This is a genomic window from Methylobacterium sp. E-046, assembly GCF_022829625.1.
Taxonomy (GTDB): domain Bacteria; phylum Pseudomonadota; class Alphaproteobacteria; order Rhizobiales; family Beijerinckiaceae; genus Methylobacterium; species Methylobacterium longum.
In genome coordinates this window covers 1-15,101 of sequence record NZ_JAKSYP010000079.1, presented here as the reverse complement: position 1 = coordinate 15,101, position 15,101 = coordinate 1, and the positions used below count along the sequence as shown (strand labels likewise).

13 protein-coding genes are annotated in these 15,101 nt (G+C 69.4%); 7 read left to right on the top strand and 6 right to left on the bottom strand.

Features of this window, described 5'->3' with window-relative positions:
- The 3 genes from MKK82_RS06195 to ybgC form a co-directional block, all read left to right on the top strand.
- The coding region (locus tag MKK82_RS06195; protein WP_279602828.1) for a Holliday junction DNA helicase RuvB C-terminal domain-containing protein at window positions 1–192 on the top strand (192 nt) is incomplete at its 5' end.
- Window positions 193–559: 367 nt separating this feature from the next.
- Entirely contained in the window at window positions 560–1,285 is a 726-nt protein-coding gene (locus MKK82_RS06190; protein WP_238293809.1) for a DUF4142 domain-containing protein, read from the top strand.
- A 189-nt stretch (window positions 1,286–1,474) separates the two neighbouring features.
- Window positions 1,475–1,924 carry a tol-pal system-associated acyl-CoA thioesterase gene (gene ybgC, locus MKK82_RS06185; protein ID WP_238293807.1) on the top strand — a complete coding sequence of 150 codons (450 nt, stop codon included), beginning with the start codon at window positions 1,475–1,477 and terminating at the stop codon, window positions 1,922–1,924.
- Window positions 1,925–1,928: 4 nt separating this feature from the next.
- Here the strand turns inward: ybgC and MKK82_RS06180 are convergent, their stop codons facing one another.
- Window positions 1,929–2,717, bottom strand: a complete 789-nt coding sequence (locus MKK82_RS06180) for an HpcH/HpaI aldolase family protein (protein ID WP_238293805.1) — start codon at window positions 2,715–2,717, stop codon at window positions 1,929–1,931.
- Between the two features lie 309 nt (window positions 2,718–3,026).
- Here MKK82_RS06180 and tolQ point away from each other — a divergent pair, with 309 nt between their 5' ends.
- The 4 genes from tolQ (at window position 3,027) to tolB (ending at window position 6,998) form a co-directional block, all read left to right on the top strand.
- Entirely contained in the window at window positions 3,027–3,743 is a 717-nt protein-coding gene (gene tolQ / locus MKK82_RS06175; RefSeq protein ID WP_192708643.1) for a protein TolQ, read from the top strand.
- Between the two features lie 24 nt (window positions 3,744–3,767).
- Window positions 3,768–4,214, top strand: a complete 447-nt coding sequence (locus MKK82_RS06170; protein ID WP_243984918.1) for an ExbD/TolR family protein — start codon at window positions 3,768–3,770, stop codon at window positions 4,212–4,214.
- Between the two features lie 10 nt (window positions 4,215–4,224).
- A complete protein-coding gene (gene tolA / locus MKK82_RS06165; RefSeq protein WP_243984916.1) occupies window positions 4,225–5,595 on the top strand; it encodes a cell envelope integrity protein TolA in 1,371 nt (456 codons plus the stop codon).
- Window positions 5,596–5,660: 65 nt separating this feature from the next.
- Window positions 5,661–6,998, top strand: coding sequence for a Tol-Pal system beta propeller repeat protein TolB (tolB, locus tag MKK82_RS06160; RefSeq protein ID WP_238293799.1), 1,338 nt, complete (start codon window positions 5,661–5,663; stop codon window positions 6,996–6,998).
- A gap of 448 nt (window positions 6,999–7,446) precedes the next feature.
- Here tolB and MKK82_RS06155 read toward each other — a convergent pair whose 3' ends face one another.
- From MKK82_RS06155 to MKK82_RS06135, 5 genes are all read right to left on the bottom strand, one after another.
- Window positions 7,447–8,679: an MFS transporter gene (locus tag MKK82_RS06155; RefSeq protein WP_238293797.1), complete on the bottom strand. Its 1,233-nt coding sequence runs from the start codon at window positions 8,677–8,679 to the stop codon at window positions 7,447–7,449.
- Between the two features lie 120 nt (window positions 8,680–8,799).
- Window positions 8,800–11,352: a sensor histidine kinase gene (locus MKK82_RS06150; RefSeq protein ID WP_238293796.1), complete on the bottom strand. Its 2,553-nt coding sequence runs from the start codon at window positions 11,350–11,352 to the stop codon at window positions 8,800–8,802.
- Between the two features lie 359 nt (window positions 11,353–11,711).
- Window positions 11,712–13,112, bottom strand: coding sequence for an adenosylhomocysteinase (ahcY, locus tag MKK82_RS06145; protein ID WP_238293794.1), 1,401 nt, complete (start codon window positions 13,110–13,112; stop codon window positions 11,712–11,714).
- Between the two features lie 154 nt (window positions 13,113–13,266).
- A complete protein-coding gene (locus MKK82_RS06140) occupies window positions 13,267–13,671 on the bottom strand; it encodes a CsbD family protein (protein ID WP_238293792.1) in 405 nt (134 codons plus the stop codon).
- A gap of 304 nt (window positions 13,672–13,975) precedes the next feature.
- On the bottom strand, window positions 13,976–15,101 hold a 1,126-nt coding region (locus MKK82_RS06135; RefSeq protein WP_243984914.1), incomplete at its 5' end, for a KUP/HAK/KT family potassium transporter.

The window sequence follows — 15,101 nt, the reverse complement described above, 5'->3', positions numbered from 1 at the left end:
GGGGCGGCGCTGTCGGAGCCGCGCGACGCCATCGAGGACATCATCGAGCCCTACCTGATCCAGCGCGGCTTCGTGCAGCGCACCCCCCGGGGCCGCATCCTCACCCGACACGCCTACCAGCACCTCGGAATCGCGCAGCCCCGGCGTGAGACGAACGGGCAATCCGGCTTCTTCGACGGTTCGCCGGATTGAACCGCGCGACGCGCCCACATGCGCGAACCTCAGGCCAGCCTTCCGCCTGCGTCATGGCCCGTGGGCGCGGGCCGTCCGACCCGCAGCCGGGTTCTTGTGCGCCGCATCAATCGTAAGGTGCTGTAGCGGGAGCGGTTTTCGCCATCGACCGCCGGACAATACAGTCAAGCTTTGGCCGGAGGCGGCAAAGCTTCCGGCGATGAAAAATCGGCTCGGTCAGTGGAACAGCGGGAAAAACGGTCCGTTGTGGAGGCGACCGCGCCAAGTCTGTGTTGGCGCTGGCGAGGCTTCCGCCTTCGAGGTCCTGCCCCTCGGTCTGCGGCTGGTCTTTGAGCCATCAAGAACAACGTCAGGAAACATCACTGCCATGAAGAGAATCACGCTGGCCGTCCTCGGCCTCACCGCTGCTGCGATCTCGGCCCCGGCCTTCGCGCAGGACGCGCTGCCGATCCGGATCCTGCCCTTCGCGAACCAGGACGATGTCGGTGCGGCCGCGACCCAGACCCCGGCCTTCCGCGCCGAGGCGCTGCGCTCGGACGCGGCCAGCATCGAGGCGAGCCGCATCGCCCTTCAGCGGTCGCGCAACCCGAAGGTGCGCAATTATGCCAACCGGGTCCTGGTCGAGCGCAAGGCGACCACCGAGGCACTGCTGCCGCCGAACACCTCCCTGTCGCGCAACGGCTCGGTGGTCTCGGATAACCAGGGCATCCGCACCGACCTCAGCAACCCGATCGGTCTCGTCCTTGCCCCGGTGACGGTCGCCGCGAACATCGGCACCACCATCGTCGGCGGCGCCCTCGGCGCGGTGGGCATCGTCGACAACAGCCCGGCCGAGCCCGGCCGTCGCGTGGCCCTCGGCGAGCGCGGTCAGGCGCGTTTGGCCCAGCTCCAGTCCGCTCCCAACGGCCGCGCCTTCGACCGCACCTACGTAGACCAGCAGGCGCGCTCCGATGCCCGCACCCTGGCACTCTACGACAGCTACGCGAAGTCCGGCGACAACGCGACGGGCCGCAAGTTCGCCACCGAGGCCCTGCCTTACATCGCCGACGAGCACGCCCACTCGGCGAGCTTGGCGGCCCGCATCGGCGGCTGATCTCGACATCCGCTGACACGCGCGAGAGGGCCGTCCCCCCGGGGGCGGCCCTCTTCGTTTTGCGCGGACCGTCATGGATCCCAGGGGGCGTTCGCCCGGGACCATCGGGATCCTGACACTGCGGCCCGGCCCGCGCGCGTCGTCGTGTAAAGACGACAGCCATCTGTCGCGACGATGCTATGGAGGCCCATGAGCATGACCGAGCCGGGGATCGCGATACCAGCGGATGGCGGATTCGGCCATCGCTTGAGCGTGCGCGTCTATTACGAGGACACCGACTTCTCAGGCTTCGTCTACCACGCGAGCTATCTGCGGTTCCTGGAACGCGGCCGCACCGAACTTCTCCGCGATCTCGCCGGCGACCAGTCGGAGCTGCACCGCGCGGCGCGCGGTCTCGTCTTCGTCGTGCGCCGGATGAGCCTCGATTTCCTGCGTCCGGCCCTGATGGATGACCTGCTCACGATCGTCACCCGGACGCGCGTCCTGCGGGGCGCGTCGATGCAGCTGTCCCAGGAGGTTCGCCGCGGCGACGCGTGCCTGGTCGCCGCCGAGGTCACGGTCGCCTGCGTGCGGGACGGCCGCGCGGTGCGCCTGCCGGACGCCCTGAGGCGGCGCCTGGCTCCGACGGAAGCCGGGTAAGCGCTCAGCCCGCCCGCGACGGGTCAACCTCGCGCAGGAGCTTGGCGAAGGCGTGGGCGATCGTCATCGCATCGTATTCGATCGACACGAGCTGGAAGCCCATTGCCACCATCTCCCGGGCCCGCGCCGGAGACGGCGCGAACGCGCAGGGCAGCTTGCCTGCCGCCAGGGTCTTGCGGACAATCTCGCCGAGCGCCGCCGTGACGGCCGAGCCGAGCGGGTCGATGGCCGTGCCCTTCGACAAGGCGATCGACAAGTCGGCTGGCCCGACCAGCACCCCGTCGATCCCCGGCACCGCCAGAATCTGCTCCAGCGCGGCGATCGATTCCGCGGTCTCGCACATGGCAATGGTCAGCGCCCGGGAGTTTCCGGCCACGAGGTATTCCGACCCGTCCCGAAGGCCGGACAGCAGCATGGCGCGATCCGGGCCCCAGCTTCGCTGTCCCACGGGGGGGAATTTCGCGGCGTCGGCAAGCGCCTGCGCTTGCGCGACGGTGTTGATCATGGGCGCCACGATCCCGGCCGCGCCCGCATCCAGCATCCGCGAGACCATGGCGACGTCGCCGACCGGCACCCGCACCAGGGCGGCCTTGCCGGCCAGCGCGACCTCGGTGATCGCCGCACAGCAGGACCGGTAGTCGTAGCCGCCATGCTGCTGGTCCAGCAGTACGGCGTCGAAGCCCGCCCGGGCCAGGGCGCCGGCAAGTGCCGGGTCGGCGATCACGGACCAGCCGAGGTACCGGGCCGGACCGGTGGGGAGGAGTTCCTGAAGACTGGGAACGGGAAGTGGCATGCGCGTCCTGTACAGGTCACGTGAGGTTCGCGACTCGACGCCGCAGTCCCGACCATAAGGGTCGCGGTTTCGGCAGGTCCAGCCCGGTTGGGACGTCCGGAGCGCCGAATGCCTCAGGATCGCCCGGATCGAAACCGATCCTTAACCCTGCCGCGGCCCTAACGGTGTCCATGGAGCGGCGGGCGTGGGGGCTGCCGGCGGCCCTTACTTTCGACAGATTCGCGGGCGACAGCGTTGATATCGCTCACGGATCCGGCGGACGCGGGCCCCGCCCGGCGCATCGCGATCCGGAGCAGGAGATCTCGACGGATGAACCCAGCCGACGCGATGCAGGCCGCGCCTGTCGCCGACATGACGCTGCTCGGCCTGTTCCTGCAGGCCCACTTCGTCGTCAAGATCGTCATGGTCGGGCTGCTCAGCGCCTCGATCTGGTGCTGGTCGATCATCGTCGACAAGACGCTGCTGTTCCGCCGGACCAAGGCCGAGATGGATGCGTTCGAGGACGCGTTCTGGTCGGGCCGTTCCCTGGAGGAACTGTTCCGCTCGTTCAATGATCGGCCGGCGACCGGCCTCGCCGCGGTGTTCGTCGCCGCCATGCGGGAGTGGAAGCGCTCCTTCGAGGGCTCGGGCCGGCAGATCCAGTCGCTGTCGCAGCGCATCGAGAAGCAGCTCGACGTCACCATCCACCGCGAAGTCGAGCGGCTGGAATCGCGCCTCCTGTTCCTCGCCTCGATCGGCTCGGCCGGTCCGTATATCGGCCTGTTCGGCACCGTCTGGGGCATCATGACCGCCTTCACGTCGATCGCGGCCTCCAAGAACACCTCGCTCGCCGTCGTCGCCCCGGGCATCGCCGAGGCCCTGTTCGCCACCGCCATCGGCCTGTTCGCCGCCATCCCGGCGGTGCTCGCCTACAACAAGCTCCAGGCCGAGGTGACCAAGGCGCAGTCGCGGCTGGAGGGCTTCGCCGACGAGTTCTCGGCCATCCTCTCCCGCCAGATCGACGAGCGCCTTCCGCTCGCCGCCTGAGTCTGATCCAGAGGAGACCGATCCATGGGTATGGCAGCGGGCGCATCGCAGGGCGGCAAGCGCCATCGGCGCCGGAGCCGTCGCGGCGGTCCGATCAACGAGATCAACATGACGCCGTTCATCGACGTCGTGCTGGTGCTCCTGATCATCTTCATGGTGGCGGCCCCGATGATGACGGTGGGCGTCCCCCTCGACCTGCCGCAATCGAAGGCTTCGCCCCTCAATTCCGACGTGAAGCCGGTCACCCTGTCGATCCGCCAGACCGGGCAGGTCTTCCTGGGCGAAGACGAACTCACCGACGAGATGATCATCCCCAAGCTGACCGAGACCGCCAAGACCGGAATCGAGGAGCGCGTCTTCGTGCGTGGGGACAAGCGGGTCGATTACGGTCGCGTGGCGCAGGTGATGGCGATCGTGACCGGCGGCGGCTTCAAGAAGGTGGCGCTCGTCACCGAGCCCGAGCATCAGTAAGGGTCCCCCTGTGGAGTTCCGCTTCGACCGCAAGGAACCGGGTGTCTGGATCTCCGCCGGAACCCACGTCACGCTTCTCGCGCTGGCGCTGTTCAGCGTCGCGGCGCCGGCGCTGCCCGAGGCGCAGGAAGGCGTGCCCGTGGAGGTGATCACCGAGAACCAGTTCTCCGAGATAACGAAGGGCGAGCGGCAGGCCGACAAGCCGATGCCGAACGCGCAGCCGCGGGCCGACCGTCAGGCCGAGAAGGTCGAGGATCGCGAACCCGAGAACGCCAAGACCGACGCGCCCACCGCGCCCACCCGGACGGCCGAGATGAAGCTCGCCAACGCGGAGGAGATGCCTCTGCGCAGCGAGCCGGATCCGTTGGAGACGGCCAAAGCCGCCAAGGCGGCGCAGGAGAAGCGCGACGCCGAGAAGGCGGCTGAGAAAGCTGCAGAGAGGGCGGCTGAGAAAGCTGCAGAGAAGGCCGCGGAGAAAGCCGCCAAGGCGGCTGCCGACAAGGCTGCGGCCGAGAAGGCGGCCAAGGCCGAAGCGAAGGCGAAGGCCGAAGCGACCGCCGCCAAGGCCGAGGCCGAGAAGCGCGAGCAACTTGAGAAGCTGATCGAGAAGCAGGAAGCCGAGGCCGAGGCCGCCCAGAAGGCTGCCGCGAAGGCCAAGGCCGAGGCCGCCAAGGAAGCGGCCAAGGAAGCGGCCAAGAAGGCCGCCGATGCGAAGGCCAAGGCTGAGGCGGAAGCCGAGCGGCAGAAGGAAATCGCCGAGGCGAAGGCCGAGGCTGCCGCGAAGGCCAAAGCCGAGGCCGCTGCCAAGGCCGACGCCGCCGCCAAGGCCGACGCGGCCGCGAAGGCCGAGGCCGCCGCGAAGGCGAAGGCCAAGGCGGTGGCAGACGCGAAGGCGAAGGCCGACGGCGAAGCGAAGGCGCGCAAGCAGGCGGAACTCGCCGACAAGTTCAATGCCGGCGATATCCGCTCGATGCTGGCCTCGAAGGCGCCCTCGCAATCCACCGGCGCTACTGGCCACGCGGTTCAGAAGGTGGCGGCGCTGGGTGCCGTGACCGGCAACGCGCAGCGTCTGTCGCCGTCGCTGCGTGACGCCCTCGTGGGGCTGCTCCAGCAGCAGATCGAGCGCTGCTACTCGGCACCTCCCGGAGCGGCGCAGGGCGTGGTCCTGCCGGTGCTGGACATCCGCCTGAACCCGAACGGTTCGCTCAGCACGGAGCCGCGGATCATGCGCGGCGGGTCGAGCACGGTGGACCAATCGATCGCGCAGGCCGCGCTCCGGGCGGTCCGCCGCTGTGCGCCGTACAACATACCGGCCACCTACGCGCCGTATTACAACGACTGGAAGGCCATCAACGCGGAGTTCGAGTTCACGGCGACCTGAGGCACTGCCCTCAGCCTCTCCGCCCTCGGCCGCCGACCCGTCTGATCGTCACTCGGATCTGAACTATGCAGAACGTCTCCTCCGTCGGGCGCCGCCCGACGTCCCTGTCGGCGCGCCTCGTCGCGCTGTTCGCCCTCCTCACGGCCTTCCTGACCGTGCCGGCCCAGGCGCAGCTGCAGCTGCGCATCGGCGGCGGCAACTTCCAGCCGATGCCGATCGCCATCGCGGATTTCGGCGGCGATCCGAGCCTCGGCGGTCTCGTCGCCGGCGTGGTCACCAACAACCTGCGCCGCTCCGGCTACTTCACGCCCCTCGACCACGGCCGCTTTCCGGAGCAGCCGAACTTCGACGCGGCCCCGAATTTCGAGAAGTGGCGCGCCACCGGCGTCCAGGGTCTCGTCACCGGCCGCGTCGTCCGCGACAGCGGGCGGCTTAAGGTGGAGTTCCGGCTCTGGGACGTGACCTCCGGCCAGCAGATGACCGGCCAGCAATACGGCACCGACGCCGCCAATGCCCGGCGCACCGGCCACCTGATCTCCGACGCCGTCTATACCAAGATCACCGGCCTCGGCCCCTGGTTCGACAGCCGCATCGCCTTCGTGGACGAGACCGGCCCGAAGGAGAACCGCCGCAAGCGCCTGATGGTCATGGATCAGGACGGCGCCAACGTCCGGGCGATCACCAGCGGCGAGATGTCGATCGTGGCGCCGCGCTACTCGCCGGCCACGCAGGACATCGCCTTCATGGCACAGGCCTCCGGCCACCAGCCGCGGGTGCAGGTCATCAATCTGGAGACCGGCTCGCGCCAGGCGCTCGGCAACGTCGATTCGATGAGTGCGAGCCCGCGCTTCTCGCCGGACGGGCGCAAGCTCGTGATGAGCGTGCAGCAGGGCGGCAACGCCGACATCGTGACGATGGACATCGCCTCGAAGGCGCAGCGCTCCATCACCAACGGGATGGCGATCGACACCTCGCCGACCTACTCGCCGGACGGATCGCAGATCGCTTTCGAATCGGATCGCGGCGGCTCGCAGCAGGTCTACGTGATGGGCGCGGACGGCTCGAACCCGCACCGCATCACCTTTGGCGGCGGCTCGGCCTCGCAGCCGGCCTTCTCACCCCGCGGCGACCTGATCGCCTATACGCGCCAGCGCAACGGCGGCTTCGCCATCTGCGTGTCGAAGCCCGACGGGACCGGCGAGCGCGTCCTCACCGAGGGCTTCCACAACGAGGGCCCGACCTTCGCGCCGAACGGCCAGTACGTGCTGTTCTTCCGCGATCCGGGCGGCCAGGGCGGCGGCAAGCTCTTCATGGTCGACATCACCGGCAAGGTGGAGCAGCCGGTTCCGACGCCCGCCTACGCGTCGGACCCGACGTGGTCGCCGCTTCTGGCGGGGCGCTGACGGTCGCGGCGCCGGGCGTCCGTCCCGCCCGTCTGGCTCCGGCCGATCGTCGCGAAGGCGCCGTTGGATGATCCCGCTGCGGCGCCCGCCTCGGGGCGTCGCGCGGTACGGGTGCCGCGCGTCCGCCGCGTCGAATCGGCATGCGGAGCTCCATCGTCCGCGGCTGCGGTCGCGGGGATGGATGACGGCATCCTCCACCTGGGGCGCCCGAGTCGGCGGGCCTCAGCGGGGCCTCCCAGCCGGCGGCGCGATCCCTGGAGGCTTCCTTCGAGGCCGCGGCCGCGCTCCCGCACCGCGGGATACGGGCAAGGGTCGGACGGTCCCGTCGAGCCATTCCGAGCCCGCCCCGTGCAGGCTCAGGGGGCTCGATCTCCGCCTCCCACGGAGCCGAGCGACGCCGCATCATCCGTCCTGCGCGCCGAATGGGCGCGCCGCGTGAAGAGCGCTCTTACCCCTGCACCATCAGCCGATCGCGCGCCCTCAGGGCGGGGAACAGCCGGCCCCAGAGCAGGGCCACGCCGATCGTCGCCGCGCCGCCGACCACGACCGCCGGGACCGCGCCGATCCCCGCGGCGAGGAGTCCGGATTCGAACTCGCCGAGTTCGTTGGACGCCCCGATGAACACCGTGTTCACCGCCGAGACCCGGCCTCGCATGGCGTCGGGCGTCTCGCCCTGCACGAAGGTCTGGCGGACGTAGACCGAGATCATGTCGGCGGCGCCGGTGACGAACAGGCAGGCCATCGACAGCGGCAAGGAGGTGGAGAGGCCGAAGACGATTGTGGCGGCGCCGAACACCACGGCCGCCCGGAGCATGCGCAGGCCAGCATGCCGCCGCAGGGGCCGGTTCGCGAGCAGGACCGCCATGGCGACGGCGCCGAAGGCCGGCATGCTCCGCAACGCTCCGAGGCCGAGGGGGCCGACATGCAGAACCTCCCCGGCATAGATCGGCAGCAGGGCCGTGGCGCCGCCCAGAAGGACGGTGAACAGATCGAGGCTGATGGCGCCGAGCACCACCGGCTGCGAGCGGATGTAGTCGATCCCGGCCGACAGCGCCGCCCAGGTGATGGGCGGCCGCTCGCTCACCGGCGCAGGTCGGTAGCGGATCAGGGCCGTCAGGAGGCTCGCGAGGGCGAAGCTCGCCCCGGCCCCGCCGAAGACCACGGCCGGCCCCAGGGCGTACAGGAAGCCGCCGAGCGCCGGCCCCATCACGGAGGCGCTCTGCCAGAGCGAGGCGTTCCACGCGATGGCCGAGCTGAATTGCGGCCCGGGCACCAGGGTCGGCAGCAGCGCCTGAAGGGCCGGGTTGGCGAAGGCCCGGGCGGTGCCGACCGCGATGACCAGCGCGTAAATTGGCCAGACGGCGTGGGGGCCAGCCAGGGCGAAGGCGAGCAGGCCGAAGCTCGCCGCACTCTGCACCGCGAAGGCCGCGGCGCCGACCAGGCGGCGGTCGTAGGTATCCGCCACATGACCGGTGATCAGCGCGCAGAGCACCGCGGGCAGGAAGCCGGCGAGGCCCACGAGGCCGAGCGCCAGGGCGGAATGGGTCAGGTCGTAGACAAACCAGCCGATCGCCACGGCCTGCATCTGATACGCCAGGCCCGTGAGAAAGCGGGCCGAGCCGAACAGGCGGAAGTCGCCGATGCCGAAGACGGCCCAGCCGGAACGATCATGTGCGGACATGGACCCCTGCTGCGTGGCACCGGTCCGAGAATCAAGCCCGGGGGTCGGCGGACCGTTCACGATCGCAGTGCTGTGCAAGCACCGCGACCCCGATACGGTCGCGCGGCACCGCCAGCCCGCTCAGTGCCGCGCCACGCCGGGCTTGCGCGGTGCCGATACGGTCGAGGATGCCGGCGGGCGGGGTTCGGGGCTCGGCTGCGGGAGGGTCCGCTCCGCGTGGTGGATCGGGAAGGTGCAGGTCACGCAGGTGCCGCTGCCCGGCTCCGTTTCCAGATGAACCCGGCCGCCATGCAGCTCGACGAAGGAGCGCACGATCGACAGGCCGAGGCCGACGCCCCGGTGGCGCGTCCCGAGGGTGTGGCTCTCGAAGCGGTTGAACACCGAATCGGCGATCTCCGGCGGCATGCCGCGGCCGTGATCGCGCACGCTCAGGAGAAGCTCATGCACGGTCCGGCGGGCCTGGACCTCGACGCGCTGCCCGGCATCCGAGAAGCCGACCGCATTGGACAGCAGGTTGAACAGGATCTGGCGGACCCGCTTCCCGTCGGCGTGGACGCTGCCGATATCCTCCGGCACGTCGAGCGCCAGGGTGATGTTCGACTCGGCCAGGCGGTCCTCGATGCCGCGGACTGCGGCCTCGATCGTGGCCTGGACATCGACCTCCTCGCGCTGCAGCTCCAGCGAGCCGGCATCGATCGAGGCGAGATCGAGGATGTCGTTGATGATGACCAGGAGCGCCGCCGACGAGCGCATGATGTGGTCGGAATATTCGCGCTGCCGCTCGTTGAGTGCTCCCACCGTTTCGTCGCCGAGGAGTTGGGTGAAGCCGATGATGTTGGTGAGCGGGGAGCGCAGCTCGTAGGAGACGTGATGGACGAAGGTGTCGCGCAGCTGCGCGGCCTTCTCCAGCGCCTCGTTCTTCTCGGTGAGCGCCCGCTCGACGTTCACGCTGGCGGTGACGTCGATCAGGGTGAGGAGCGTCGCGCCCTCGGGCAGCGGCTGCGCCGCGCAGTCGAGCACGGTGCCGTCCACCACCTCCAGCCGGCATGACCGCGCGGTGCGGGACTCGAGGCCGACGACGGCCTCGCTGATATCGATCCAGGGTTCCTCGGCCGGCGCCAGCGCCCGGCAGGCGGCGATGACGACATCCACGTGCGGCCGTTCCTCGACCAGGGCGGGATCGAGCCGCCACACGGTGCAGAAGGCGCGATTGGCGAGGGTCAGCCGACCGTCGGCTCCGAAGACCGCGACGGGTTCGGCCAGGGTGTCGAGGGTCTCGGCCTGGAGCCGGCGCAGGGCGTTGTAGCGGGATTCGGCGTTCAGATGGTCCGAGACGTCATCGAACAGGTAGGTCAGGCCGCCCTGCGGGTTCGGATCCGCGACGACGCGCAGCGTCCGTCCGTCGGGAAGGTACCACCAGGATTGATTGGCCTCGGCGGCGCGATAGGCGGCCAGAACACCGTGCTTCCAGCCGCGGAAATCCGCATGTTCCTCGAGCTTCCGCTCGGCCCGCAGGTGATCGAGGATCTCGCCGTCCGAGGGCCGGCCGTCGAGGAACGCCTGATCGAGGTCCCAGAGCTGGCGATAGGCGGCGTTGTGGAAGATCAGCCGCTGCGAGACGTCGAACATCGCCACAGCGGTCGGCAGCTGGTCGAGGGTGCGGACGTTGGCGTTCATCTGCCGCTGGAGGTCGGCCCGGACGCTCTCAAGTTCCGATACATCGATCGCGATGCCGACCTTGCCGCTGTCCAGGCCGGTCTCGAACACGTCGAGCATGCGCCGGCTGCCGGCCACGATCGCCGAGAGCCGCGGAACGCTCCGGGTCAGACCGGCGGAGCGGGCCGCCTCCTCGCGGGCGATGGTCTCGCGGGCGGGGCGGTCGAACAGTTCCAGGCCGGAAGCCAGGGCGGCCTCGCGGCTGTCGGCCTCCACGGCAGCCACGTAGGCGGCGTTGACCCAGCTCAGGCCGCCCTCGCGCGTGCGCCGCCAGACCGGCTGCGGGATTGCGTCGAGGAGCCCCGACAGGGCCGAGAGTCCTCGGCGGGTCTCGTCCAGGGTGGCGCGCAGGTCGGCGATCTCGCAGCGCTCCTGGCTGGTCTCGCGCAGCCGCAGCAGGGCGCGCCCGGCCACGGCCTGCCCGTGGGCCTCGATGTTGCGGCCGGTCTGGGAGGTGAGGCTCAGGGCGAAGCTCGTGCCGCGCGCCCGCAGGGCATCGACAGCGGCCTCGACGGCCGTGGCGTCCGCGGTGACGAGCCAGGTCCCGAAGGCCAGCACGCGGCGCGCGTAGCCGGATGTCGGTCGCTCGCCGTGGATCGCGAGGCTGACGTCGCCCTCCACGACGGGCTCGCTGCGCCGATCCCAGGTCACGATGATCTGACGCTCGGCGTTGAGCAGCATCTCGGCGCGGTCATGGGCGCCGCGCAGGACGTCGAGGGCTGCGGCGAGCTCGCGCTCGCGGCGGGTCCAGCGCCCGCGCTCGTAGAGGTGGAGGAGCGAGAGGATCACCGCGAAGACGACCAGACCGCCGAAGATGGCGAAGGCCGCAACGCTGTGGATCTCCCGCGCGGGGTGGGCAGCCGTCGCCTGGGGCAGCTCGGCCAGTGCCGCGCTCGCCAGGGTCAGGGTGAGCACGCCGACGCCGATCCGAACGTGTGTCGCACGACCGACACCCATGGCTTGCCCTGCCCCCGTACGTCGACGACGAAGCGGTCTGCGCGCGTCTTTACGCGGCGCCGAACGCTTCGTCCCCGCGGCGCTCTTCCGAACCGCCGCGGTCATATCGATCAAAGATTCGCCCGCACTCTAACGTGTGCCGGAATCGCGCCGGAAGGGGAACGAAGCGTGGCTTTAAGCCGACGGCACACAATCGCCCGTTAACGACACACAGAAGACACAGTTCGGCGGCGTCCGAACGGCTTGACAAAGGAAGAGGCCCGGCGCAGCGCGCCGGGCCTCTCATCGCCTGTGGGTTGCAGGCCCCAGCTCGGACCGGCGGCCGCTCGCGCGGCCCTCCGATCCGGGGCCGACGCCGCTCAGTAGCGGTAGTGCTCGGGCTTGAACGGACCGGCCTCGGACACGCCGATATAGGCCGCCTGATCGGGCCGGAGCTTCGAGAGCTTCACGCCGATCTTCTCCAGGTGCAAGGCCGCGACCTTCTCGTCGAGGGTCTTGGGCAGGGTGTAGACCTGCTTCTGGTACTTGCCCGGGTTGGACCAGAGCTCGATCTGGGCCAGCGTCTGGTTGGTGAACGAGGCCGACATCACGAAGGACGGGTGACCCGTCGCGTTGCCGAGGTTCACCAGGCGACCCTCCGACAGGAGGATGATGCGGTGGCCGTCCGCGAAGGTGATCTCGTCCACCTGCGGCTTGATGTTCGACCACTTGAGGTTCTTCAGGCCGACGACCTGAATCTCGTTGTCGAAGTGGCCGATGTTGCAGACGATGGCCCGGTCCTTCATCGCCCGCATGTGCTCGATGGTGATGATGTCCTTGTTGCCGGTGGCCGTGACGAAGATGTCGGCGCGCGGGGCGGCATCCTCCATGGTCACGACCTCGTAGCCCTCCATGGCGGCCTGGAGCGCGCAGATCGGGTCGATCTCCGACACGAGGACGCGGCAGCCGGCGTTGCGCAGCGATGCGGCCGAGCCCTTGCCCACGTCACCGAAGCCCGCGACCATGGCGACCTTGCCGGCCATCATGACGTCGGTGCCGCGGCGGATACCGTCGACCAGCGACTCCTTGCAGCCGTAGAGGTTGTCGAACTTCGACTTCGTGACCGAGTCGTTCACGTTGATCGCCGGGAAGAGCAGCTTGCCCTCCTTGGCCAGCACGTAGAGGCGGTGGACGCCCGTGGTGGTCTCCTCGGAGACGCCCTTGATGCTGTCGGCGAGGCCCGCGAACCAGCCCTTCGGCTTCTCGGCGAGCTTCCGCTTCAGGAGCGCGAAGAAGACCTCCTCCTCCTCGCTTCCGGGCTTGTCGAGGAAGGCGGTATCGCCGTTCTCGGCGCGCAGGCCGAGATGGACGAACATGGTCGCGTCGCCGCCATCGTCGAGGATCATGTTCGGCATGCCGCCGTCATGCCAATCGAACAGGCGCGAGGTGTAGTCCCAGTACTCCTCCAGGGTCTCGCCCTTCACGGCGAAGACCGGGATGCCGGCGGCAGCGATGGCGGCGGCGGCGTGATCCTGGGTCGAGTAGATGTTGCAGGAGACCCAGCGGATATCGGCGCCGAGCGACTTGAGGGTCTCGATCAGCACGGCGGTCTGGATCGTCATGTGGAGCGAGCCGGCTATCTTGGCGCCCTTGAGGGGCTGCGCCGCGCCGTACTCCTCGCGGACCGCCATCAGGCCCGGCATCTCCGTCTCGGCGATCGAGATCTCCTTGCGGCCATAATCGGCCAGCCCGATGTCCTTGACGATGTAATCCTTGGCCATGTGTCGACCGCTCCGTGTTCGCGTTGGGGTTCGGCGCGAGCCTGTACCACTTCGCCGGCCACGAAGCAATCAAGACATAAACATGTCTTTATGCGTTCCGGTCGGCGGGCGGCCGGATCGCCGGTCGCTCGCCTGAGGAAAAGACCGCGCCCCGTCAGCGCGTCGGCCGTGCCAGCCAGCCCAGACCGAAGGCGACGGCGGCCACGAGGGCGAGCGTCGTTCCGCGGTTCTCCGCGGCGCGTGCCGCGAGGTGGCGGCTGCGGCGGACGGCCTGCTCACGATAGTGCTGGCCGCGCTCGAGGGCTTCGTTGGCCAAAGCCTGGCTTCGGTCGCTCGCCTGTCGGAACCGGGCGCGAACCTCCTCCACGAGGTGCTCACCGCCGTCGCGCAAGTCGCGGACCGCGTCGCGCGCCTCGCCGTAGGCATATTGCGCTGCGCCGGCCGCCTGATCGTAAGCGCCGTCGAATTGGTCACCGGGGCGGCCGCGAAGGGCGCCGGCCGCGGTCTTGGCGCGACCGCGCAGATGGCGAAGGCCGCCCTCCAAATGATCTCTGTTCATCTCGTCCCTCCGATCCGGTCGCTGCTGGGGCGCAGCGCCTGCGTCGGGTCGCAACGAGGCCGAAACGCGACGGTTCCGTGAGGCTAGGCGGCAGCGCCTCAAGTTTTCGTGTGGTCGTCGTGACCTCACCGGCAACATCTTCCGAGTCCTGCGCTCTGCGGATGCCTGTCATGCCGCAGACGACAGGCCCTCTATCCATCGGCGCTGACGAGACCATTCGCGCCTTCTCTCGCCACGACGCGGTCGCGCCGGTGACGGGCTGAGCCGACGACTTGGCTCGCGGCTGGATGATCTCGGGTGGTGACTAGATCTCGATCTCGGTGCCGACCTCGACGACCTGCCGGGTCGGCACGCCGAAGAAGGCGCCGGTGCGCTCGGCGTTACGCTGCATGAAGGCGAAGAGGTTCTCCCGCCACGGCGCCATGCCGCGCTTGTCCTTCCGCGAGATGACCGTCTCGTGCCCGACGAACACCGTCATGTCGTCGAGCACGTGCGGCGGCAGGTGGCGCGATTCGACCGCGCAGGCGAGTCCCTCGGGGATCGAGGCCTCCTCCATGAAGCCGTAGCGGAGGATCACCCGGTAGAAGTCCGGGGCCAGGATCGTCACGTGGGCGCGCCCCTCCTTCGGCACGCTCGGCGTCTCCTCGTAGAGCGCCGTGATGATGAGGATGCGCTCCATCAGCGCGTGGTTGCGCGCGACGAAACGCGAGAGGTGCAACGGGATGCCGTGCTCGGCCGCTGACAGGAAGGCCGCCGTTCCCGGCAGGCGCAGCAGGTCGCGGTGCTGAAGGCCGGAGAGGAACACATCCTCTGGGAGCCTCAGGGCGACCCGGGCCTCCTCCACCAGCTCGTTGCCCTTCTTCCACGTCAGCATCATCAGTGCGACGAGCCCGGCGAGGACGAGGGGAAACCAGCCGCCTTCGAAGAGCTTCACGCTGTTGGCGGCGAGGAAGACGGCGTCGATGGCGAGGAAGAAGCCGTTGACCGCGCAGACCAGGATCGGGTTGTAGCCCCAGCGCAGCGCGATCAGCGCGGCCAGCAGCGTGGTGATACCCATGAGCATCGACACCGCGATGCCGTAGGCGCCCGCCAGCGCGTCGGAGGAGCCGAACATGACGACCGCCGCCAGGGTCGCGACGGCGAGCAGCCAGTTCACCATCGGCACGTAGATCTGGCCGCGCTCCTCGCGCGCCGTCTGCACGATGCGCATCGCCGGGAGGAAGCCGAGCTGCACCGCTTGCTGGGTCAGCGAGAAGACGCCCGAGATGATCGCCTGGGAGGCGATGATCGTGGCCATCGTGGCCAGCGCGACCAGCGGGTAATGCGCCCAGTCGGGCGCGAGCCGGTAGAAGGGGTTCTCGATCGCGTCGGGCTCGGCGATGATCAGGGCGCCCTGCCCGCAGTAATGGATCAGCAGTGCCGGCAGCACG

Excerpts from the sequence above, each read along its gene's own strand:
- MKK82_RS06190 (WP_238293809.1), top strand. The coding sequence starts at position 560 with ATGAAGAGAATCACGCTGGCCGTCCTCGGCCTCACCGCTGCTGCGATC.
- ybgC (WP_238293807.1), top strand. The coding sequence starts at position 1,475 with ATGAGCATGACCGAGCCGGGGATCGCGATACCAGCGGATGGCGGATTC.
- MKK82_RS06180 (WP_238293805.1), bottom strand. The coding sequence starts at position 2,717 with ATGCCACTTCCCGTTCCCAGTCTTCAGGAACTCCTCCCCACCGGTCCG.
- tolQ (WP_192708643.1), top strand. The coding sequence starts at position 3,027 with ATGAACCCAGCCGACGCGATGCAGGCCGCGCCTGTCGCCGACATGACG.
- MKK82_RS06170 (WP_243984918.1), top strand. The coding sequence starts at position 3,768 with ATGGGTATGGCAGCGGGCGCATCGCAGGGCGGCAAGCGCCATCGGCGC.
- tolB (WP_238293799.1), top strand. The coding sequence starts at position 5,661 with ATGCAGAACGTCTCCTCCGTCGGGCGCCGCCCGACGTCCCTGTCGGCG.
- MKK82_RS06155 (WP_238293797.1), bottom strand. The coding sequence starts at position 8,679 with ATGTCCGCACATGATCGTTCCGGCTGGGCCGTCTTCGGCATCGGCGAC.
- MKK82_RS06150 (WP_238293796.1), bottom strand. The coding sequence starts at position 11,352 with ATGGGTGTCGGTCGTGCGACACACGTTCGGATCGGCGTCGGCGTGCTC.
- ahcY (WP_238293794.1), bottom strand. The coding sequence starts at position 13,112 with ATGGCCAAGGATTACATCGTCAAGGACATCGGGCTGGCCGATTATGGC.
- MKK82_RS06140 (WP_238293792.1), bottom strand. The coding sequence starts at position 13,671 with ATGAACAGAGATCATTTGGAGGGCGGCCTTCGCCATCTGCGCGGTCGC.